This is a genomic window from Bradyrhizobium sp. Kon37 (assembly GCF_055807535.1).
In genome coordinates this window covers 730573-752242 of sequence record NZ_JBVVOY010000001.1, presented here as the reverse complement: position 1 = coordinate 752242, position 21670 = coordinate 730573, and the positions used below count along the sequence as shown (strand labels likewise).

The 21670-nt window shown below is 54.4% G+C and carries 18 protein-coding genes; 11 read left to right on the top strand and 7 right to left on the bottom strand.

Going from position 1 to position 21670, the window contains the following annotated elements:
* The 4 genes from AC0L3J_RS03545 (at nt 1) to AC0L3J_RS03530 (ending at nt 8413) form a co-directional block, all read left to right on the top strand.
* Nucleotides 1-510: a three component ABC system middle component gene (locus AC0L3J_RS03545; protein ID WP_473345959.1), complete on the top strand. Its 510-nt coding sequence runs from the start codon at nt 1-3 to the stop codon at nt 508-510.
* Complete coding sequence (locus tag AC0L3J_RS03540) at nt 507-2441, top strand: DUF3732 domain-containing protein (RefSeq protein WP_473345958.1); 1935 nt, start codon at nt 507-509, stop codon at nt 2439-2441. Before AC0L3J_RS03545 ends, AC0L3J_RS03540 begins: the two co-directional genes overlap by 4 nt.
* A gap of 484 nt (nt 2442-2925) precedes the next feature.
* Nucleotides 2926-7137 carry an NACHT and WD repeat domain-containing protein gene (locus tag AC0L3J_RS03535; protein WP_473345956.1) on the top strand — a complete coding sequence of 1404 codons (4212 nt, stop codon included), beginning with the start codon at nt 2926-2928 and terminating at the stop codon, nt 7135-7137.
* A 343-nt stretch (nt 7138-7480) separates the two neighbouring features.
* The gene (locus AC0L3J_RS03530) at nt 7481-8413 is read left to right on the top strand and encodes a lipase family protein (RefSeq protein WP_473345955.1); all 933 of its coding nucleotides are present in this window, start codon (nt 7481-7483) and stop codon (nt 8411-8413) included.
* 383 nt (nt 8414-8796) lie between these two features.
* Here the strand turns inward: AC0L3J_RS03530 and AC0L3J_RS03525 are convergent, their stop codons facing one another.
* Nucleotides 8797-9453 carry a zinc-ribbon domain-containing protein gene (locus AC0L3J_RS03525; RefSeq protein ID WP_473345954.1) on the bottom strand — a complete coding sequence of 219 codons (657 nt, stop codon included), beginning with the start codon at nt 9451-9453 and terminating at the stop codon, nt 8797-8799.
* Between the two features lie 71 nt (nt 9454-9524).
* Between AC0L3J_RS03525 and AC0L3J_RS03520 the strand changes: the two genes are divergently transcribed.
* Nucleotides 9525-9764: a helix-turn-helix domain-containing protein gene (locus tag AC0L3J_RS03520; RefSeq protein WP_473345952.1), complete on the top strand. Its 240-nt coding sequence runs from the start codon at nt 9525-9527 to the stop codon at nt 9762-9764.
* A gap of 8 nt (nt 9765-9772) precedes the next feature.
* Here the strand turns inward: AC0L3J_RS03520 and AC0L3J_RS03515 are convergent, their stop codons facing one another.
* The gene (locus AC0L3J_RS03515; protein WP_473345951.1) at nt 9773-10180 is read right to left on the bottom strand and encodes a hypothetical protein; all 408 of its coding nucleotides are present in this window, start codon (nt 10178-10180) and stop codon (nt 9773-9775) included.
* A 284-nt stretch (nt 10181-10464) separates the two neighbouring features.
* Between AC0L3J_RS03515 and AC0L3J_RS03510 the strand changes: the two genes are divergently transcribed.
* From AC0L3J_RS03510 to AC0L3J_RS03485, 6 genes are all read left to right on the top strand, one after another.
* A complete protein-coding gene (locus tag AC0L3J_RS03510) occupies nt 10465-12243 on the top strand; it encodes an adenylate/guanylate cyclase domain-containing protein (protein ID WP_473345949.1) in 1779 nt (592 codons plus the stop codon).
* A 383-nt stretch (nt 12244-12626) separates the two neighbouring features.
* Nucleotides 12627-15383, top strand: coding sequence for a patatin-like phospholipase family protein (locus AC0L3J_RS03505; protein WP_473345947.1), 2757 nt, complete (start codon nt 12627-12629; stop codon nt 15381-15383).
* A gap of 631 nt (nt 15384-16014) precedes the next feature.
* The gene (locus AC0L3J_RS03500; protein ID WP_473345945.1) at nt 16015-16269 is read left to right on the top strand and encodes a hypothetical protein; all 255 of its coding nucleotides are present in this window, start codon (nt 16015-16017) and stop codon (nt 16267-16269) included.
* Nucleotides 16266-16691, top strand: coding sequence for a hypothetical protein (locus AC0L3J_RS03495; protein ID WP_473345944.1), 426 nt, complete (start codon nt 16266-16268; stop codon nt 16689-16691). The genes AC0L3J_RS03500 and AC0L3J_RS03495 overlap by 4 nt, the downstream gene beginning before the upstream one ends.
* Nucleotides 16691-17155 carry a rolling circle replication-associated protein gene (locus AC0L3J_RS03490; protein ID WP_473346072.1) on the top strand — a complete coding sequence of 155 codons (465 nt, stop codon included), beginning with the start codon at nt 16691-16693 and terminating at the stop codon, nt 17153-17155. The genes AC0L3J_RS03495 and AC0L3J_RS03490 overlap by 1 nt, the downstream gene beginning before the upstream one ends.
* A 218-nt stretch (nt 17156-17373) precedes the next feature.
* The gene (locus tag AC0L3J_RS03485; RefSeq protein ID WP_473345943.1) at nt 17374-17556 is read left to right on the top strand and encodes a hypothetical protein; all 183 of its coding nucleotides are present in this window, start codon (nt 17374-17376) and stop codon (nt 17554-17556) included.
* A 252-nt stretch (nt 17557-17808) separates the two neighbouring features.
* On the opposite strand, the gene AC0L3J_RS03480 is transcribed toward AC0L3J_RS03485, so the two are convergent.
* From AC0L3J_RS03480 to AC0L3J_RS03460, 5 genes are all read right to left on the bottom strand, one after another.
* A complete protein-coding gene (locus AC0L3J_RS03480; protein ID WP_473345942.1) occupies nt 17809-18264 on the bottom strand; it encodes a hypothetical protein in 456 nt (151 codons plus the stop codon).
* Between the two features lie 117 nt (nt 18265-18381).
* Entirely contained in the window at nt 18382-18717 is a 336-nt protein-coding gene (locus AC0L3J_RS03475) for a hypothetical protein (protein WP_473345941.1), read from the bottom strand.
* A gap of 15 nt (nt 18718-18732) precedes the next feature.
* Nucleotides 18733-19083: a hypothetical protein gene (locus AC0L3J_RS03470; protein ID WP_473345939.1), complete on the bottom strand. Its 351-nt coding sequence runs from the start codon at nt 19081-19083 to the stop codon at nt 18733-18735.
* Nucleotides 19084-19203: 120 nt separating this feature from the next.
* Nucleotides 19204-20961: a DNA polymerase gene (locus AC0L3J_RS03465; protein ID WP_473345937.1), complete on the bottom strand. Its 1758-nt coding sequence runs from the start codon at nt 20959-20961 to the stop codon at nt 19204-19206.
* On the bottom strand, nt 20961-21593 hold the full coding sequence (locus AC0L3J_RS03460; protein WP_473345935.1) for a hypothetical protein: 633 nt from the start codon (nt 21591-21593) through the stop codon (nt 20961-20963). The genes AC0L3J_RS03465 and AC0L3J_RS03460 overlap by 1 nt, the downstream gene beginning before the upstream one ends.
* Nucleotides 21594-21670 lie beyond the last annotated feature (77 nt).

Sequence of the window (21670 nt, the reverse complement as noted above, 5' to 3'; positions counted from 1 at the left end):
ATGGAGCAGCTAGCGCGCTGGGCTAAACGTCCGAGTGAGGAGGCGAACCTCTTCAATCCCCCGTTTCTGTGTGCGCTGACCTACGAATTTTTAAAGGAGTTCTCTCGCCACAACAAATCTGGAGCCTCTATGTTCATAGTGATCCTTGCGCTGGCTACAAGCCTACATAGGAACAGTAGGGATAGACTACCTCATTCCACCATTACAGCTTTGTATTCATGGGTACAGGACAACGAAGACCTGCTCATCGGCTTTGCATTGCGAGCTAAGAACATAACCCCTTACGTAAAGGAAGCAATCATGTTTGGGCTCGCCGCTCAAACGTTGGAACTGGGCGAAGGATCTAATTTGCTACCTGGCTCAAAACGGGCGATCTTTTCCAAGAGCCTGCTTGAGGAAATGACCGCGGAGACAAGGGTTATTGTTGAACGCGCGAGGTTCATGGGACGGTGGCTGGCGAAGTCAGGCTCTGAAATATCAATTGCTGCAATGTTAGGAGTTCGCCCTTGAGTTTTTCGATCAGCGCAATCGTGCTCTACAGCCACCACGGCGCGCAACGGATCGTCCCCTTTAAATCGCATGGACTGAATATTATCACGGGAAAGTCGAAAACAGGTAAGTCGGCGATTATCGATATCGTGGACTATTGCCTAGGTCGCGGAAGCTACAATGTTGCTGAAGGCGCGATACGAAAGAAAGTCGCGTGGTTCGGGCTGCATCTTACTAAGTCTGGAGACTCGGTATTCATCGCGAGAGATAATCCAGGGCCGGGCTCAGGGACAGGATCAAAAGTCTTTTTTAGGCGCGGGCACTTTCCTCCGTACCCCTCAATCGAGGAAATCTCCAAAAATATCACTGAAAGCAGCCTAAAGGAATTTGTCACACGCTTTTCAGGCATCGAAGAAAACGAATACAGGCCCGTTTTTGGCAGTCGACTACCGCTTGAGGCCGATATTGGGCATGCGCTTTGGCTGTGCTTTCAAAAGCAGAACACGATCGCTAGCCAAGATCAGCTCTTCCATCGAATGAACGAACAGTTCTTGCCCCAAGCCTTAAAAGACACCCTCCCCTACTTCCTGGGTGCGGCGGACGAGAACCATTTCAAGTTGATTGGAGAATTAGACGAGCTGAACAAAAGGCTGAGAGTTATCGAATCTCAGCAGTCTAAGACAATTCAGGTCGTCGAGCTTAGCAAATCGCGTGTGACAAGGGTTATCAACGAAGGCAAAAAAGTTGGCCTTGTTCCGCAGGAATATCAGGCTGTAGACGATTCGGCATTCTCCTTCCTTGCTAAGGTTTTAGAGACACCGATTGATGAGCCCGACCTGCTTCCGGACTTTGGAGAGACGATCCAACGGCTGCGCGACGATCAAACGACGTTGCAAGGCCGACTAGCTGAGCTGAATCAAGATGTCCGCTCAGCTCGCACATTCCTCTCTGATCAGACAGACTTCTCGCGCGAGGCATCGGAACAAAGAGCAAGGTTAAAAAGCATTGAACTATTCAAAGGCGAAGTGCCAACGCCCGATCAATGTCCTTTATGTGAATCCCATTTGGAGATCCCTGTTCCGAAGGCCGAAGAAGTCAAAGACTCGTTGCGAAAAATTTGTGAGCAATTGGAGGGCGTCTATCGGGACAACCCCCACATCCAGAGACACATAAGTGAATTAGAAGCGCGCATCGGTTCAGCAAGTTCAAACTTGCGAACGGTTCAGAGAGAGCTTCATCGTTCCATCCTCGAAGATGAATCAGTCAAAGGGCGTCAAGACATGCTCCTTGAGCGGGGGCGGTTTCTTGGACGTCTGTCAGAGTTTTTGGAGTCGGTAGAGCCCAAGGTAGACGACGACGGCTTGGCTGGGCAGATTCTCGAGTTGAAGGCGATGATCGAGACTGTTCGATCACGTATTAATTCTGACGATATGGAATCTCGGCTCGAAACTATCTTGAGCTTTATCAGCAAGAAAATGACGGAATACTCCGATATGCTCGATCTGGAGCATAGCGGAAGCTCGCTGCGTCTTGATTTGAAAAAACTTACAGTCGTGGCGAATACCGTCGACGGCCCAATTCCGTTGAATCGTATGGGAAGCGGCGAAAATTGGGTTGGCTATCACGTACTCAGCCATCTTGCGCTACACTGGTGGTTAAGGAAGAAGGATCGGCCAGTACCAGCATTTCTAATCTTTGATCAGCCGACGCAAGCATATTACCCTCCTGATAGTGTGGAAGGCGGGCTCGATGAGATCGAAAAGGACGATGATCGCACGGCAGTCCAATCGCTATTTAAGCTAATGTCTGTAGCATGTGATGAAATAGGCTCGGGCTTCCAGTTGATTGTCCTGGACCACGCACACCTCAAGGATGTCTGGTTCGAAGACGCTATTGTACAAGAGTGGCGAGGAAATGCAGCCCTTGTGCCATACGACTGGCCGGAATCATAACTCCGCTTCCAATCGTAATGACAAAGAGCAGTGGCGTCACGTGGCAGCCTGAGTACAGACGATCAGAACTTTAAAACCTAAACCAGCGTTTGAGTTTTACAGCTGATCGTGAAATCGCATTCTTTGAGCTTCCGCCTACGATCCATTTGCAGAGCGGCGCTTCCACCTTCACTGGGCGGACAGTCGCTTAGGTGCATTAGCTCACAGAAGAAGATAGCTGAACGGCAATTGCGAGCCAAATACTCTAAGTCTTGGGGAAGACGCGATTTGCTCCCGAACGTAACTGACGCGTGGCTGAACCTTCTGCTTCAAAAATGACGAACATGGTCTCTTGATCCGGATCGCCCTCCCGTAGCCAATCTGTGGCCGAGGTCTGTGTAAGCTACCGGATCGACCACGCTAGCTAATATCCGACTCTAAATTTGGTTGTTGATAGGAATGCTTCGACGATAGGGTAGCCAGGTCATAGAGGAACTTCAATATCATGACAGGAGCGGCATCGATAACAGTTGCGGGCTCTGCGACCGACTCGGTGATAATCTCGGGGCACGGGAATAGCGTCACTGTCTATCTCGGCACGGGCATAAGCCGTTCCAGTGATCTTGAGGAGCCCACCGCTGGTGGACTTGGGACATTCGACCGTAATCCGTATCGTGGTCTAGCTGCCTTTTTCGAGGAGGATGCCGATCAATTCTTTGGGCGCGAAAAGCAGATTGGAAGGTTGCGGGATGCGTTCTGCAGAGCTCGGTCATCTGCTCTTCGGGAAGGCGTGCCGCTAATCCTTCCCGTTCTTGGGCCCTCTGGTTGCGGAAAATCGTCTCTCGTACGTGCCGGCCTGGTGCCGGCGTTCGCCCGCCACCCGTTGGGCGCGCTTCAAGATGCCCGGGTTGTGGTCGTCACGCCTACCGCGCATCCGATAGAGTCGCTGGCACGTATTCTGGCGCGAGTCGCAACTGATGATCCGGCTCCGGTCGCGAAGGCAGCTGAATTTGAGGCGGAGTTGCGGCGCACCACGGGGCCTGCACATGAGGGTCTACGTAGGCTGGCGCGATACGTAGTTGGGTCCAGTCGGCAGAGCCTCGTTATAGTAGTTGATCAATTCGAGGAGATTTATACGCTTTGTGGCGACCCATTAGAACAAGACACTTACATTAAGAATCTGATGCACGCCTCGACGCACTCGGGCGGCGAAGTATCCGTAATACTTACGTTAAGGACGGACTTTATTGGTAGCACGCAGAGGCACTCCGATCTGAATAAGATAGTCACCGAGAGCGGTGTTATCATTCCGGCGATGGATGAAAGTGAGTTGCGTGAGGCGATTGCTACGCCAGCGGCACGTGCTGGACGACCTCTAGACGCGGCATTCGTAGAGTTGTTGATTCGCGACACGATTGGGCGCGAAGGCGCATTGCCGCTGCTTCAGTTTGCCCTGCAACGCATCTGGAATGCGGCGCTTGAAGGAAGGGATCCCAGCGAGACTTATCGAGAGCTCGGCGGGGTCGGTGGCGCCCTAGCGCAGGAAGCGGACAGTTCGTACGAGTCGCTATCCGAGCCGCACAAGAAAATAGCTCGACGTGCCTTTCGGCGCATGGTTCGCCTTGGCGAGGGCGTTGGTGACACGCGCCGTCGTGTAGAGCTTCACACGATAGTTTCCCACGGTGAAAGCGTAGGTGATGTGCTCTCGGTCTTGCGGACGTTTACGCAACCGAGCAAGCGCTTAGTGACCTTGGAGGGCCAGGGTAACGAAGTGTTGGCGGAGGTAACGCATGAAGCGCTTATCACTCGTTGGGACAAATTTCGCGTTTGGCTGGGCCCAAGGCAACGTGAAGACGAGCGATTTCGCCGGCAGGTTACGGATGCTGCAATTGAGTGGAGAACCAACAGCAAGAGATCAGATTTGCTGTGGCGAGGCTTCACTCTCGGTCGGTTCCGAGAATTTCTCGACCGAACTGATGATGAACTTACAGAAATTGAGCGCGATTTTTTCAACGAGTGCGTTAAAGCCGAGGTTGACGCCGAGCTAACTCAAAAACGACGGACATATATCGCTAGGGCCGCGGCAATCCTTATGGCAACTCTTGCCGGGGCTGCAATCTGGCAGTGGTACGAGGCATTAGGTCAACGTGATCTAGCGAACGAGGCGCGTGACAGCGCCAATAAATTGCTGGCGATGGCGGATAAGGCTAAGGCGGTGGCCTTAAGTGAACGTGATAGAGCGGATACTGAGCTCAGAAAATCCCAGGTGACACAATCACTGTTTTTAGCGGATCTCGCAAATCAGAAAACGAGAGAGGGGGATGGAACAACGGCAATTCTTCTTGCTCTCGAGGGATTGCCGGACCGGGCTGCTGGTCTTGACCGACCCTATGTGGCACAGGCAGAATTGGCTCTGGCGACTGCTTTGCAGGAGAACAGGGAACGCATTCTTCTTCCTCACAATGGTGGCGTATGGTTCGCGACTACCGATCAAGCTGGCGGTAGAATTCTCACGAGCTCGGATGACCAGAGCTTGCAGCTGTGGGGTGCGGAAAGCCAAACGCGCGCCATTCAACTTAAAAATAGTTTTCATGCAAACTGGTCCGATCTTCCATCTTATATCGCGGTCGACGGCAAACGCATCCTGGTCGTAGCTCCGGACTCGACAGCTCGCCTCATAGACATCGAGAACGGCCATGAACTAGCTCGCCTTGGTCGAGCAGAACGAGGTGCTTTTTTTAGCCCTGATGGTCGTCGAGTAATAACAGTTTCGAAGGACGGCCCGACTCGAATTTGGGATGTGGCAACTGGTGGCCAGGTTGCTCACTTGGCTGGCTATCAGGCCGTGTTGAACGGAGCCGCTTTCAGCGCCGACAGCCGGCGTGTAGTCACTATCTCAGACGACTCGGTTCATGTGTGGTCCGTGGAGACTGGGGATCACATCGCGAGCGCGCGTGCCGCTAGCGTTAGTGGAGCTATGTTCCTGGACCAGGTGGAGATCGTCGTATGGTTCGAAGATGGCTCGACGGGAGTTTTCAGAGACGGCGAAATTCTCCGTCGACCCGTTGTGCTTACTGGAAGCGTCATAAGTTCTTTGGGTGCAGATAGGAGGTGGGTGGTAGCACGGACGAAGGATGATAGGGTAGTTCAAGTAATTGATATGCGCACTGGCGACATGGTCGCGAAATTAGTCGGTCACAGTGAATACGTTCGGCGCGCGGTTTTCAGCCGCGATGGCCAACGGGTTGTAACCGTTTCAAATGATCTCACGGCGCGGGTTTGGGATACGTCCAGCGGTCGAGAGATCGCCCGACTTGTCGGGCATACAGGCCGCGTGTTGGATGCTGCATTCCTGGGAATTGGGCGATTGGTGACTGCATCGTCTGACGGTACGGCACGTGTGTGGCACATAGACCGTCGCAAGGAGAGCGCTCGGTTTGGGGGGCATTCCGACTCCGTGCATAGGGTCGCATTTAGTCCAGACGGCAAGCGCGTGCTTACCGCAAGCAGGGATCGATCAGCACATCTATGGGATGCCAATACCCATGAGGAGATCGCGCGGTCCATAGTACCGACTGGCGGCATAGCTGCGATCGGCTTCAGCCCCTCGGGCGAAGCTCGTCTACTTGTCACCACCCCAACCGGAGCGCAGATACGAGGAGTAGGAAGCGACGAGATAATCGCGAATTTTCAGGACGTTGCTGGACACGCTGCCTTAAGCCAGGATGGGCGTAATTTGGTGTATTCCGCAAATGACGACACCGTCCGGGTATGGGATCTAGTAACCGGCAAAGAACTAGCTCGGATTCGTGATAGCGCCCAGTTGCTGGCGTCCAGCCCCGACGGTCGGCGCGTGGCTATCTTTTCAACTAAGAACGATATGGTACGTATTTGGGATGTTCAAACAGGAAGAATGGTCAGTGAATTCGCGGAGGAAGGCACTCTTTTCGACAGCATTGCTTTCAGCCCAGACGGACGGCGCGTGGTGGTCGGGTCGGGTGAGCCGGGCTCATATGGGAGGGCGAGAATTTGGGATGCTGAGAACGGAAAAGAGATAGTCCGGATTGAGAACAATCGAACTATGGTCAACAGCGCTACGTTCAGCCCGGACGGGTCGCGCATAGCTACGGGTTCCATGGATGGAATAGTACGCGTCTTTAGTGCAACCACCGGCGATGAGCTTGCGCGGTTTGAAGGACACGAGGAAGAGGTGAACGCCACTGCTTTCAGCCCCGATGGTCGGTGGATTGTAACGGGATCGAGAGATCACACCGCGCGAATTTGGCGAACTGCAGCCGATACTCAAGCTTTGATCGACGAAGCGAAGTCAGGCGTTGTGCGTTGTTTGACCCAAGCTCAACGCGAGGACTTCTTTATTAGCTCAGTTGCACAAGAATGGTGTTTTGAGCTGGATAAATGGCCCTACCGACGTCGTCGTTTTGGCCTAACCACTGGGCCGATAACGGACGAACTTGTTGCGAGGTTCAACTTAAAATCAAAAGAAGGCCTTGTCGTAACACAGCTCGTTACAGCCCTCCCCGCAGAGAAAGCGGGTGTCAAAGTCGGCGACATTATTGAGCGGGTTTCCAACGTGGCAGTCAACAACCAGAAGGAGTTCAATGACGCTCTTGATGCAGTAGAGCCAAACAAGTTCGTTCTTATGACCGTAGTGCGCGGTGACGCGAGACTTGAAATTCACCTCACGCCTCGTTTTTGACTGACGCCGCTGTACCAATAAGCGGTCTTTGGGCTCTTCGATGCGCCGACTGCGGGCGCATAAGAACTTGAAGCTTGTCGGCGGCCTCTGGCGAGCCGTGTTCCGCAGCTCGGTGTTTGCGTCCAACCCTTTGATTGTGCAAAGATCGTACCGACTTGTTTAGATCGCAACGAAACAATCGAGCCTACCAGACCGCGGGCAACGCCAAGAGTTACTGGTGGAGATGAGTATGGCAAGATCTACTGGGCACCCAGCCCCCGGGACGTTGTTACCGCACCCTACCATCCGAGGCTTTGGTCTTCATCAGATACGCAAGCCGCGGTCGGACCTCGTGATAATCTTTGTGCACGGCATCCTCTCCGAAGGCGAGGCTGCGTGGGGGCAACCATCTTGGCCGGAGCTTGTTGCGGGTGAGCCTGGCTCACAAGACGCCGGGATCTTCGTATTCACTTACCAGAGCACTATTTCATCCGGCGCATACAGCATCGGCGATGTCGTTGATGCTCTACGAGAGCACTTCAACCTTGAGCGCATGTGGGACGGTCATCGTCTGATTTTCGTATGTCACAGCATGGGTGGGATAGTGGTTCGTAAATTCATTGTCACGAACCAGACAAGACTGATGGATCATCGCTGTGCGATCGGGCTCTTCCTTGTTGCGTCCCCGTCCTTAGGAGCGAAAGATGCAAATCTTATCGGGCCCCTCGCTCTCGTTCTCGGTCATCAACAGGTTCGTGCTCTCCGATTTTCCCAAAGCAACACGTGGCTGAACGACCTTGATCGAGAATTTATGACCCTGAAAGAAAGCGGCCGCCTACTTATAGCAGGGAAAGAACTGGTCGAGGATCGCCCCACGGTGTTAAAGCGGTGGTTAGGACTTCGCACCCAAGTGGTTGAACCGTTCTCAGCTGGCCGATATTTTGGCGAAGCGTTCAAGGTTCCAGGTACCGACCACATTTCCATAAGCAAGCCACAAGATCGCGAAGCGATCCAGCACCGCCTCCTCGAGCGGTTCGTCTCACAATTCGAATCAACCGAAAGCGAATTGGGCCTCGTCATCGAAGCTAGAATGGAATCCGCTGAGATCAGATCCCGCGACTTGGCCCAAAAACAGAAATCCGGGACTGAGACTGCAGCTCCGAGTACCACCACGCCTGAACAGAACTCGAAAGTTGATCGATCTATTTCAATTCGTGGGAATGCGGTTGGAAGCACGATAATCTCTGGAGATAATAATAGCGCGGACATTCGGCCCTTCACGAATCGCCCCGAATAAACGGCTCAGGAGATCAATTCGGCGAGCCGGCGGTTGTAACGGGCGGTGGCGGATCTCGCCGCTGCCGTGTCGGAGCGCCAATTAACCTAAGAGATTTATAGGGCCAAAGAAGCTCTACACGAGCTCTCGACCTAGCAGGGGTCATGGACGCGCTCGCGTCTTTCGGCTTGATGCCGTTGTGGAGCAGCCGTCCGTTGTGGGCGCCCAATTGATCCGCGTAGAAGCCGCTCGATGCATTGGGGATGGTTAGTGACGCAACGAATTGCTTGATACGACGAAAACAGAGCCAAGTGCGAAGGGCGCACGATAGAAGAAGGCACGCACACCTCCGATGTGGCGGCCGAAATGGCGCCCATTTCAGGCCCGCAGCCAAGCTCAAGCCCTTACTCGCTCCAAGTATAGACTTGGTCTCCGTGGTTCGTAGAAACAACGACCTTGATCGGATCGCAGGCTGGAAGAACCTTAATGGCTTGGCCGGTGCTGAGTTTCTGAGGGAAGGAAGCCAAAGCTAAACCTGAGCACTCCCGCTTGTTGTTAATGACTACGTTCGTGACCGTAATATCCTCGTCTTCAAGCGACTTGATCTCAAGCGTCGAGTAGGCAGGCATCGGCGGATATTGCGAAGGAGGAAATCGCTCCCTCGCAACGGCCAATTTGAGAGATCCAGCAAACGGGAGCTTCGACACGATCCAGTTCAGCGGCTCGTCGAGCATCCCCAAACTGAACATGCCGATAGCGACGACAGCAGCAACAACCCAGATCCCTGCTGACCGACCGCCCGAACTTCCTTTGCTTCCGCCCATTCGCAGCGGGCTTGCGCTGGCCCCAGGTTGAGTAAGATTAGTGCGATCGGCGGCGATGCCCGGTCTTCCGATAAGGCCCGCCAAGAGCCCCGAGCCGAACGTTTTCCCGCCCGCAGGCGTTTCCGCATTCGCCGTCGATTCAGGCTGCGTCCGCGGCGTACCACATGAGGCGCAAAAGTTGGCTGTAGCCGGAACGACTGCCCCACACGCCATGCAGAAACTTTGATTAGCCGCCATCCCTTCCCCCCTCTTCATAATTCGGCTTTAAAGCCGTGGGCCAATAAACCACATCGCGATTGGCTAGGTCCATGGACCTGCGCCAGCTTTTTGCAACGAACCTTCGTCGGGTACGCCACAGCCGCGGTATCTCGCAGGAGCAGCTAGCTAACGACGCGGGCATCGACCGGGCCTATGTCAGCCGGGTCGAGCGAGCCGTCACCTACGTTGGTCTTGAAATAATCGGCAAGCTCTCAGCGATTCTTGACGTGGAGCCTGCCGAGTTCTTTTCAAAAGCCAGCCAAGCGGGCTACCAAGCGACGTTCGACTGAGTGAGCAATCAGCCTTTGCCCGCCTTCTTTTCCTTCGCAGTCTTGAAGTTCGAGCGCACCGCATTGGCGCAGGCCGACAGCGCATCGTCCAGGCCGCCAGCAACCGCCAGCGTTTTGATCTGGTCCAACTGCTCGACCAGATCATCCCACGCCGCATTTCCGGTGCCGACTGCCTTGAGGGTGCTCTTCCCCTTCTCCAACTCCAGCGGCTGCTTCCCGTATCGTAGCTGAAAGAAGATCGCACCCGCCCCGTCGACCCAGAACTGCTCCCGTGAGATACGCTTTCCCTCACGGAACAGCCCGATCTTGGTGATCTGCTGATCAATGCTCGACGTGAATTTATTGCGCCGCTGAAGGACCGGAGTGTTGGCGGTCGGCTTCTGTACGGAAACCAGAGAGATAGTCGCTCGTGCCATGATGGGCTCCTCGTTGTTGATGGAGCCGCCGTCTTCTGAATTCGACACTTGGGCAACAACCTTTTTTCATAGCTATCACTTTGAAATCAGCTACCCGCTCGTTATCTGGGAAAATTCGATGCGGGAGGAGATTGCGACTACCTCCTAGCGTCGATCGCTCGGCCCGGTATGGTCAGATCCATTGCCCTTTTTTTTGCTCCGTAGCTGACTTTGTCATGGTTGTGCCCGCTGGCGCAGAGCCAGCCCTCATGGTTTGATATGTAGCTTAATTGATATGGTGCTTCGTGGCCTGCGAACGCCTCGAACGTCGACTAGCAGCTGTTCTAGCCGCTGACGTGGCTGGCTATTCACGCCTTATGCACAGGGATGAAGAGGCGACGCATATCAAATTGGCATCTCTCTTTGCGGATGGCGTCGCGCCGGAGATCAAGCGACACCGCGGCCGCATCGTGAAGAACACGGGTGACGGGTTTCTGGCCGAGTTTCCAAGCGCGGTCGAAGCGGTTCGAGCCGCTTTACAGTTCCAGACTCGAATGAAGGAACTTACAATCGATGAGCTTGAAGACACACGCATAGCCTTCCGTGTGGGTGTCAATATTGGCGACATAATCGTCGAGGCCCATGACATTTTTGGAGACGGTGTCAACATCGCGGCTCGGCTGGAGAGCATCGCAGAACCCGGAGGGATCTGCATCTCATCTTCTGCCTACGATCAAGTTCGCGGCAAGGTCCCGGTCGAGTTCGTCGATCTAGGCGAAAAGAGCCTGAAGAACATCGACCGCCCTGTTCGTACCTACGCCGCAAACATGAAAGATGGAGCCGTCTCTGCCCAGGAGCCAGGGGCCAAGAAGCCGCTGCCGCTGCCGGACAAGCCGTCGATAGCTGTCCTGCCATTCGAGAGTATGTTGGGCGATCTCGGACAGGAATACTTCACAGATGGTATGGTCGAGGACATCATCGCTGCGCTCTCTCGGTTCAAATCGCTCTTCGTCATCGCCCGAAACTCGACGTTCGTTTACAAAGGCAGAGCCGTCGACATCAAGCAGGTTGGACGTGAGTTGGGCGTGCGTTACGTGCTCGAAGGGAGCGTTCGAAAGGCAGCTGGCAGGATCCGCATTACTGGTCAACTAATAGACGCCGTTTCAGGTTCTCACTTATGGGCCGACAAGTTCGACGATCACGTGGTCGGTGACATTGAGAATATCTTTGATTTGCAAGATGGCCTTGTCGCTCGGGTCGTAGGGGCCATTGCGCCCCGAATAGAGCAAGCCGAAATAGAACGCGCTAAGCAGAAAGCCACCATCAGCCTAGATGCTTACGATCTTTACCTGCGCGGAATTTCCAGCTGGAATCGCTGGACCAAAATCGATAACGAACAAGCATTGAAGCTCTTCTATGCCGCCATCGATCAAGATCCAGATTTTACAACACCCTACGGTCTGGCGATTTCCTGCTACATTATGGATCGAGCGAGCCATTGGTCGAATTACCAAGATAGCACAGAAGTAGCCCGGCTAATTCATAGAGTGCGAGACGTCGGAATGGATGATCCAATTGCACTCTGCTGGGCGGCTCATGCAATGGCGATGTTCTTCGGCGAGAATGATGAGGCGGTCTCCCTGGTTACACGGGCCACGGATCTAGATACTAATCTTGCCATGGCGTGGGCACGCGCTGGATGGGTCAACGCATACGCGGGCGATGCCGGCAAAGCGATCAACAGTGTGCATCGATCTATAAGGCTAAATCCCTTAGACCCGCGTATCTTTCTCACTTATTCCGCCATGGCATTCGCACATTTCATAGGACGAAACGAGTCAGAGGCAATTGAATGGGCTGTTAAGGCGTTGCGACTGAAACCCGACTGGCCTCCGGCTCTTCGAGTGGTCGCGGCCAGCAATGCGGCACTTGGATTGTACAACGAGGCACAAAGAGCGATTGCGTCACTGTACGCATTGATTCCCGATGAACGAATCTCCACAGGTTCAGTCAACTATCTCAAGAGACAAGAAGATAAGGACCATTATTCTGAAGCGCTGCGTAAGGCCGGCCTGCGAGAGTGAGGTCGAGCGGATCGAAGCGCTAACAGTTGGGCTTCGAAAGTGAGGGAACGTCGATCAGCGGATCCTGACCGTCATACGAACACACTTACAGGGTGCCGCGCGGATGGCCTCATGGCTCCCAAGCGCTCTCCTGCGCCCCCTCTCTGAAGGCGACCGCAAGGCCTTTCCAAGGAGTTGGGGAGGGCATGCGCGATGACAACGATCCTCGGTGCCAGTCGGCGGAGCCCGCGCTAGGAGACGCCCAGATCTCGACAGCCGACAAGCTCCTTTTCCAAAGTTGGAGCGAGCGCATGTGGGCTGACGGGGGTCCGACCGGCCCTTCGCTATCGATCGACCAGGCTGTAAATGGAGGCTACTCGAAAGTTGGGGTATGGAGGAGCGAAATGGATGACAAAGGCCCGGGGCTAAGGAGCAAAAGTACTCCTCACGTAATCGTGCACCTCTCATGGCAGGAAAAGTATCGAGAGCTACGAAAGGCCGAGATCGAAATCATAAATGCACGGCGTGAAGCGGGTCGCCAGATTGACGAGGAAATCAAGCCGGGAGACGTTTTGAACGCAGTTGGCTTGGCACTGTCTGGCGGTGGAATCCGATCTTCGGCGGTGTGTCTGGGCGTACTTCAAGCATTGAACCATCGTAACTTGCTCGACCGTATCGACTACATTTCAACGGTTTCGGGAGGCGGTTATATTGGAGCATCGCTCAGCGCCACTATGACCGCCGCAGGAACGTTCGCTTTCGGAGAGCCATCTCTGAACGGGGAGGCAGAACGCTCAGCGGAGATCGTTGATACTCCGGCTGTGGGGCATATTCGCAATTACTCTAACTATTTGGCTCCGAGTGGAGCACGCGACTTGGTCACAAGCGTCGTCGTCATGGTGCGAGGAGTAATCATCAATTTGAGCCTAGTGCTGCCCGCCATATTGGTTCTCTCGGCTCTGACGGTTCTCGCCGTTCAGGCCCGCTCCTGTCTGTATGTAAGTCGCCTGTCCACACCTGACGTTTTTGATTCACCCATTGCGGCGTCTGCATTTATCTTGTCCGGGACCGCAAGCGCTGTTCTTGTGGTGCTCGCCGGAAGGGTTTTCCGAATATTCCCCGGTAAGGATCGCAGCACGCTATTCTATTATATCGCGGGTACATGCCTCGCACTTGGCGCGATCCTAAACATCGCTAAAGTTCTTTCAAATGTACATTTGCCATTAACAGTATCAGCGGTTTCGCTGGGTACCGTCCTGTTTCTTGTGTGGGGTATCTTGCGATCGTCTCTCCCCCCTAATCGCTCTCATGAGATCGGCGGTCTTCTGCCCGTTGCAGCTAGGAGTTATCTTCTCCTGATGCTGCTAATCGCCTTTATCGAATTTCAGCCATTTCTCTTAGTGCAAATGTTCGACAGTGCTGATCCGCGCCTTTCGAGCACGCTCCCGGTCTGGACTGCTTTTAACTCTATCGAGAGACTGATGATCCTTGCACTGCCTGTCTCACTTTTTGTGCTCTTGGTGCGTCAGCATCTCACGGATTTTTTGGCGCGCGGTGTCTGGCCCGACCTTATTTCGCAGGGACTCTCGTTGGGCGCCAGCGCCGCATTTTGGTTAGCTGGAATCACGTTGCCGCTCTTTGCGTGGATCGTCTATCTCTATTTCTGCTATTGGGGTATACCCAACGATATGGTGATACGTGACCGAGCGCGTTGGGTGTGCCTCCCAACACAGTTCTGGTCACTTCCCGATCCACCTTTTTTGATGTCGCCGATCTCTCACATTCCCGAAGTGATTGTGTCCGCAGCAGAGTTGTTTGGCGGATCCATGATGGAGTGGACGAAGGGCACCTTCGCCAACAATGTAAACCTTTCCATAGCTGCTGTTTATCTAGCAGGGGCAGTTCTACTGTTTCAGCTTTCCTGGTTGCTTAAGCCTAACACAAATTCGGTGCACCGCCTGTACCGCGACCGCCTTAGCAAAGCATTTCTGTTCGATCCCACCCGGTATGAGCCGGACGAACGGGTCTCTATGGCGACCATGTCCGATCAGTGCCGGGATTTTGCCTCCTTGGACGAGATGAAGCTGAGCGATCTCTTGGTGTGCAATTCTGTAGGACGCTTTAGCAGCAAAGCTCCTTATCACCTCATAAACGCTGCCCTGAATATCCAAGGTTCGAAATATACGAATCATCGCGGAAGAAATGCAGACTTCTTCCTGTTTTCTCCACTATTCGTTGGTAGCGAGGCAACTGGCTATGCGAAAACTTTCGAATTCGAACAAGCCGACCCCACCATGGACCTTGCGACAGCGGTAGCGATTTCCGGCGCCGCGGCCTCGCCGAATATGGGTTCGGCTTCAATACGCCCGCTAACTCCACTGTTAGCTATGTTGAATGTGAGGCTTGGGTATTGGTTGCTCAATCCGCGGTATACTGGCGCACCTCGTCGGAGGAGACTCAGGCGTGGAGGTAGGTACCTCTGGGCGGAAATGACTGGGCGACTAACTGAAGCGTCTGAAACAGTGTACCTTACAGACGGCGGTCATATTGAAAATCTTGGCGTGTACGAACTTCTTCGCCGGCGCTGTAAAACTATTATCGTCGTTGACGCGGAAGCAGACGTGCTAATGAACTTTCCTTCGCTTATGACGCTAGAGCGTTACGCTCGCATTGATCTTGGCATTCGGATCTCGCTTCCTTGGTGGTCAATTAAGCGGAGTGCACTACAGCTTAGAAGTCGAGTGGAGCGGCAAGAGGCGCCGGGTGAACCAATGACTAAGACAGGGCCTCACGTGGCAATCGGGGACATAGATTACGGCAGCGGCGAGAAGGGCTATCTGGTGTATATAAAGCTATCTCTCACCGGTGACGAAAACGACTACATCCGACACTACGCTCGTAGAAATGAAAGCTTTCCGCACGAAGCGACAACAAACCAGTTCTTTTCCGAAGAACAATTTGAAGTCTATAGAGCTCTAGGGTTTCATATCTCGAACGGTTTTCTTTCGGGCGAGCACAAAGTGGCAGCGAACTCAACAATCGGCACTGTAGAGCTAAAACTTACCGACCGAGGGGTGGAAGCGCTCGAAGAAGTGCGCTCCGCGCTCGGGTTGGATAGCCAAATCGGTCAATCTAACCCACGCCGGCCTTTGGCGCCGTAAATCTCTGACGAACTCTCTCCGGAGCTTTTCTAGGGATCCAGGTTTTATATTGGAGTGTGAGCTCGACCTGCGAAAATGCTCGATCTGTATTCTACAGGGGTGAGAGGCCGACCGGCTATTCTCCCTCAGTACGACGCCTGGAGAGACCAATGGCAAAGAGGAAACTCACGGCTGAAGGCGAAGTAGTCGCCGCCTATGGAGCTGCTATGGTTGCGGCTTTCCAAGTGCTTATAAGCTGCCTTGAGGAGAGTGACGCACTCCTACCGGGTCAGTTTCCAGATGCACTCGCAGTCTATATGGAAATGGTGAAGAGCCGAAAGGGTGGCGTGAACGATATGTCCCTAGCGGTGCTACACGACATTCGGACGGCTACAATGGTTTAAGGACCCTGAGTTGGGTCACAAAGGGTTCGCCGGCTTTTAGTATCTACTGGCGTAGCGCTCTACTAATGCGATGGACCCATTATCGCTTGGGCCGGCCAGCCCAAAACTGAGATGAGATAGCTCTCTCGCTTCCATCTCAGTCGGGCCGACAAATCGGTCCCACAGGGCGAGGCCCCCGGCGCGCGTTCTCCTAAATATCTCCATGTGCAGATCAACACTGCATCCCATTCGCACCGAACGGAGATATCATGGTTCGCAAGCCACTACGTTGGCACAATCCAGCATCACTATCAAATCCCACAAACATCGAAGAGCGCCTTATCGGCGACTATCCATCGCATCTGCGAGGGATGGCGACCAACCGCTATGGCGGCAACATCCTTCAACATGAACGCGGGTTCCGGGGCGGGACGTACGGTGCGGCAGGACCGGCTCGCGTCTACAACGAAGAGCAGCGAAAGAAATACGAGAGCGATCTGCGGGAACGGGGGGAGCTATCGTGAGCTACAGCAACTCAACTCCTTCAACAGATGGCCGGAACGTCAAGGGCCGATCGCTCTGGGATGAGTCGGAAGATTCACCCTCTCCTCCGCCGACCGCGCAAGCAGCCCCGCCAGAGCGCCGCAAGTCGTATCGTCAGCGCTATCCAGACTCGTTGCCTATCGACGTTCTCGAATGGCTACAGCTCAACAAGCCGCAAAGCTACGAGGAGCTGATGGATCTACGGCGAGCCCTCTATGCCCGACGTACGACAGGAGTTTATCGGATTAGGCTTGGTGGCTTAACATTACTCGGTGAGCAGAAGATTCTCCTGACTGGGCGAGCTAGTGCAGTTCTCATCCTTAGCGACAAGGCTCGCCACTTCCTGCTGCGCACCCTTTGTAGATTGCGAAAGTCTGAGCGTTGGCCGCCGATCCGCTATTGATGTCGGCGACAGGGACACATCGCGACACCCTAGCGAGCCTAATAGGCGACTTGCCCTTCGATAACCCGGTAGCCGTAACATTGACTATGAAGAAGCGGGTGGGAGCGCGTGCGGCAGATGATATCGTTGCTTCCGAAAACCTTCGGCTCTTTCGCGTGCGGCTAGAATCCAGAGTTCTGGGTCGTGCCGCAAAAATGCATGGCAAACGGCTACGAATGGTCTGTGTGCTGGAAATCAGCGCAGACCACCGTCTCCACTATCATTGTATAATTGAACGTCCCTATTACTGCTCGTTTGAGCGCTTCAGGGCGATCATTCGAGGCCAATGGCCGAAGACTGATTTCGGCTATCATGAGGTAGATGTCCAGGACCGGTCCGATTCCGGGTGGACTCACTACCTTCTCAAGTCGCGGCAGAAAACGTCACTGCTTGATTCCATAGATTGGACCAACTGCCACTTCTGATCGCAGGGCGAAATGCCCCTTTCCGGCACCAATCATTCTGAATTGCGCAAAGAGCGTCTCCTGGTGGAGGCGCTTTAATAGCTAACTGTACTCCAACGGCGGTGAATAGAAATGACATGGTCGAGTGCAGAGTGCGAAAGCGATTAGCAGCTCTGTGCAATCAAGTTGCTCATCAAGCCAATCATGATAGAAGGCCACTCCAGTTAATCGGAGTCGACATGGCCAAGAAATCAAAGAAGTCCGCTAGACGGGAATACACCAAGGAAGACGTGAAGGAATTGCGGGCTCATTCGAAAGCAAGAACGCCTGTTACCAAGATCGCAAAGCTGACGAAGAGGTCCGTAGGTTCCTTGCGCCAGAAAGCATTGAAGCTTGGAATCGGATTGGGCCATCAACGCTAGTTAGCCAGCCCTCTGCAGCTCTGACCCCCTCAGCTCTTGGATGGTGCAGGCCGAGCTAAAACGACGAGGCAACATCGTCCGCCACTCATGACCAAGTCCGAACCCCTGAAGCTGCATCGCAACACAGGAACGAATCAACTCTGATATAGAACAACTGGAGGAGCTATAACGTCCGGTTTAGGTGTTCGACAGCTCTGTGCATCGAGAACTGGACGACCTCTTCGAACTCGCCTTGAGCGCAGTGAATGAGTGTCAACGACCGCACGCCGATTGTAAGTTGAGTTTGCGCATCAAAGAGCCGAGGCCATCTGTTCGACAGTCCTGTCTCTCAGCTACCTTGGTGGAGGTAACTTTAAGCAAGGTGCTTCGCGGCGGCTCGGCTTTCATCTTCTTGGCACTGGCTCTGGTGTCGTTAGGGTCGTGCCAGTGGCGAGGGATGAATTCCGGAGCCTTCACCTTGGCTGCTTCCTTTGGCGACGGCTGAGTCGGTCCCGGAGGATCGGAAGGTGGCGTGTAAGCAAGGGCAACCTGCTTCACTGTCGGCTGAATATCCTGCATGCTGACCAGCGAAAGCCGATCAGCCTTATTGCCGGCCACAGCAGGATAGAGGACTGAAGGTGGCGGCACAGGAGCAGACTTTGAGGTGGCGGCAGCAATAGCACCGACACCCCCAACACAAACCAGTCCAAGTACGACGACCTTGATCACAGCGATGCCCTACATCGGAGGATCAAGTCATAAACGACATTTGGCCCGGACTAAGGCGAGTTGATTATTTGGTTAATGACGTCGATCGGTTGTTGTCTGGCTCCGATGTAGGAGAGATCACTTCTGGCTCGTCTTGAGTAACATCCGAGCCATCTCGAGCCGCTGCCTTGCTTCGCGGACTTCCTCCGCGCTGAAGATCTTACCGGCCTCGCCGAAATCAATCACAGCTTGCTCCACGGAGAGGTGCAACAGGCCGGCTCGGGCAAGTACCCGCATGCCAACGGGGAATCTACCGATATTGTTGGCTGTGGATGCCACGAGGCGGCGAGCAGCAGATGCCCCACCGACCTCCTTGATCAGTGTGAGAAGCCCCCAGAATGGATGACCCGTCAACTGAGCAGCCATAGCCGTCCGCTCAAGCAAGACACGCTCAAAGTCTTCTTCCTCAGTCATGACAAGACCCTTTGATTAGACCGAAGGAGCAATCGGAAGTGTGATCCGAGCGGATCGACCACGCTGCTGGTCTACTTTGATCAAACCGGCCGCACTCAGGCTCTTGAGAGCGCGAGACTTCGCGTCTTTGTCGATGCAGAATCTCGCCAGCAGCGATCTCGGGATTGTTACAGTTGTCCTTCCCGTCAGGTCGCACTGATGGCGCACTGCCAAATAGACCGCCAACGCTTGGCCCGGCAGTCTTGACGCCATCCAGAGCTCGCTCATCGGGATGGGGCCTTTCAAAAATCGGGCGGCTGAGCGAGCGGGAGCGCGGCGGTTGAGTATCGTCGGAATTTCGATTTCGAGCGTCTTCGATTTGAGCATCACATTAGATTCATTAACAGATGACACGGTTTCGCATAGGAGCGACGCCACGTTCGCGTTGCTGCGATAGTTCAGGCGCTTCTTCGGCGAGTGGATTGGTCTAAATCAACGCACAGTCACTCACACGGTGGCATGACCGTGGAAAAGAGCTTCGGGAATGTCGGCGAGGCGCATAACGCGATTCCACATTTCGATGCCGCGCTCCTCCATGTACCGATGCGGATATCGAATAAGCCTCGCCTCGGTACGGACGGGAATGCCACAAACGAGCTGGCCTGCTTGCGTCATGATGTCCCTCATCCTTTCTACGTCAGACTCGAGATGATCAGGTGAGGCTGCGATCAAGAATGCATCGTGAACCGGAGCACAGACCTCGATACCTGCCCGAATAGCGCCAATAGCAGCGATCCGCATCATCTCAGCGCCGTTCGCCTGCATAGGGAAGTTCTTGATGGAGGTAAGCCTCTCTCCGCCAAACAGCCTGCGCTGCCAACCGAATACCGTCTGCATTTTTCTGGCAACTAGCGAGCGATCAACCATAGTGTCACTCCACCTCCAGAAGGTGCTGTAGATGCGTTTGTGCGACGCAATCAACTCACGTGCATGCGCGACTGTGGTGCCGGCCTGCAATGCGATTGATTCGGCGCCCATTCCATAATTCAATCCCAACACGACTACTTTGCAGGCGTTGCGGATACCAGGGTGCGACTCCTTTGTAGCCTCGGGTGGGACCAGTTTTGCCTGCCTTGCAAAGGCAATGTACGGGTCGCCAGCTAGATACGCTGCGATCAACCGCTCGTCGCTGGACAAACCAGCTGCGATTGCGATCTCCTGGCAGGAAAAATCGATGTAGGCCAAATCTCGATCGCGCGAGGGTGCGATAAAGCCTCGCATCCATTTTGCGGTCCCAAAAGCGAAGCTGCTTGTGGAGGGCTGGTTACGCCCGGTCACGGAACTGTAAGGCCGCAGAGACGTGCGAGCCCGCTCGTCGTGGCCGACCCTCAGCCCCCTGAGATCAGCCTGGCGCACAGTATTGCGCAGCTCTCGTAGAGGAGCGATGACCGGCCAAGCGTGCTCCTGCAGCTTGAAGGCGTCGTCAGACAAGTCGAGCAACCCCGAATCAATTCGAGGCCACGGGATGCGCATGTGACGCAGCCACCGACTGAACCTATCGCGCCTAAAACTTTCTCCATCATAAACTTGATAAGTTGCGTCTACCTCAACAATCAGATTCCTTCTGACCTGTGGCCACTGACTGCGAACTTGATAGAGACGATCGACGTCGATGGGGATACCGTGGTGCTCTATCGCTGCGACGGCCTTGCAATACTGTCCCCTGATGGTTGCGCGAGGCCAGTCAATAGACCCTGCCGTCGCGGACAGCAAAGCAGCGCTGGCATCCACATCAAGCTCACAGTAGTCAAGGATCTGCGCGATCTCTTCCGAGTTCCAGTTTCCGCGCAATACGAGGTTGCGCATGGTGTCCTTCAAGCTTGAGTCCATATGAGGCAATCCATGAAGGGACAAAGCATCGAGCAGACTCGCGTTGTGCCGCGAGCCGTTTGTCTGGATCCGAAATTCCGCATACTGGTCGACGACGTTCTCCGGCCGCAGCCATGAGGGTTGGAAGCAGCTCAACTCGGATTGAGCTGCAAATGCAACCAGGACCGCGTCGTTTCCAGTCTCGAACGGCGCACGGGCCATCTTGCGAAGATCGTCTTGCCAATATCTGCGGGTCTCGCCGCTTCGAAGCTCGCGAACTACCAAGCAGACAATTTCAGGTCGATTGCCGCCGATCGATCGAAATTCGGTGTCGACGCAATTGACGTATTTGAAGGGGACGGCCTCTAGGCCGCCCCCAGTTGCCAGTGCAATCATCAGAAATCGCCGCGGAGTTTGCGGCAAATCGGATGATCATCACTATCGATAACGTGGTTCTTAAACGCGATCTCCAGCAACTCGTTCATCGGCTTGTCCGGAAACTTCGGGCCGTCGATATCGCCGAGCGCCTTCATGATGCGATACTGCTTCAGGCCAGCATCCGCGAAGATCCGAATCCAATTCGCTTTCGCTAGCTCAGCTCCATGCAGTGCGCTCTCATGCCACGGGTTCGCAGCGCCGCCGGTCGGCAACTTGACAGGCCAAAGCATCGTATTGCCCGAACGAGTGACCGTTACGTATAGCTGCGCATAGAACGCCCCACGCAGGCCGTTCATAGTGCCGAGCATCGTCGGCATGATGATATAGTACTCGCTAGTGTAGCCCTCTCTGCTTTCATGCAGCGCGACCGAGATTGTCATGCCTCGATCTGGGTGAACGCGGATGTATTCTTCGGCTGGCGGCTTTCGAACGCTGACCGAAGAGAGCACTTCTTCGGCCCCTTCAAGGCCAGCCTCTTTCATATCGACCTTGAACTGTTCAAGGTCGGCGAAGAAGTGGCTGGATTGAGAAGATCGAGCAGCTGCTGGCGGCGGAGAAACCGCGACGTCGGTATCAATAAGAGACGACATTTGTGCTCTCCCTTACTTGATCAACAGAGAGCGGCCGCGATGCACGCTGGCGATCTGGTCTGCCGTCGGAACCGTCA

Bases quoted from the DNA above. Each gene is read 5' to 3' on its own strand.
- AC0L3J_RS03545 (WP_473345959.1), top strand. From the start codon at position 1: ATGGAGCAGCTAGCGCGCTGGGCTAAACGTCCGAGTGAGGAGGCGAAC.
- AC0L3J_RS03535 (WP_473345956.1), top strand. From the start codon at position 2,926: ATGACAGGAGCGGCATCGATAACAGTTGCGGGCTCTGCGACCGACTCG.
- AC0L3J_RS03525 (WP_473345954.1), bottom strand. From the start codon at position 9,453: ATGGCGGCTAATCAAAGTTTCTGCATGGCGTGTGGGGCAGTCGTTCCG.
- AC0L3J_RS03520 (WP_473345952.1), top strand. From the start codon at position 9,525: ATGGACCTGCGCCAGCTTTTTGCAACGAACCTTCGTCGGGTACGCCAC.
- AC0L3J_RS03515 (WP_473345951.1), bottom strand. From the start codon at position 10,180: ATGGCACGAGCGACTATCTCTCTGGTTTCCGTACAGAAGCCGACCGCC.
- AC0L3J_RS03505 (WP_473345947.1), top strand. From the start codon at position 12,627: ATGGATGACAAAGGCCCGGGGCTAAGGAGCAAAAGTACTCCTCACGTA.
- AC0L3J_RS03500 (WP_473345945.1), top strand. From the start codon at position 16,015: ATGGTTCGCAAGCCACTACGTTGGCACAATCCAGCATCACTATCAAAT.
- AC0L3J_RS03490 (WP_473346072.1), top strand. From the start codon at position 16,691: ATGTCGGCGACAGGGACACATCGCGACACCCTAGCGAGCCTAATAGGC.
- AC0L3J_RS03485 (WP_473345943.1), top strand. From the start codon at position 17,374: ATGGCCAAGAAATCAAAGAAGTCCGCTAGACGGGAATACACCAAGGAA.
- AC0L3J_RS03475 (WP_473345941.1), bottom strand. From the start codon at position 18,717: ATGACTGAGGAAGAAGACTTTGAGCGTGTCTTGCTTGAGCGGACGGCT.
- AC0L3J_RS03470 (WP_473345939.1), bottom strand. From the start codon at position 19,083: ATGCTCAAATCGAAGACGCTCGAAATCGAAATTCCGACGATACTCAAC.
- AC0L3J_RS03465 (WP_473345937.1), bottom strand. From the start codon at position 20,961: ATGATTGCACTGGCAACTGGGGGCGGCCTAGAGGCCGTCCCCTTCAAA.
- AC0L3J_RS03460 (WP_473345935.1), bottom strand. From the start codon at position 21,593: ATGTCGTCTCTTATTGATACCGACGTCGCGGTTTCTCCGCCGCCAGCA.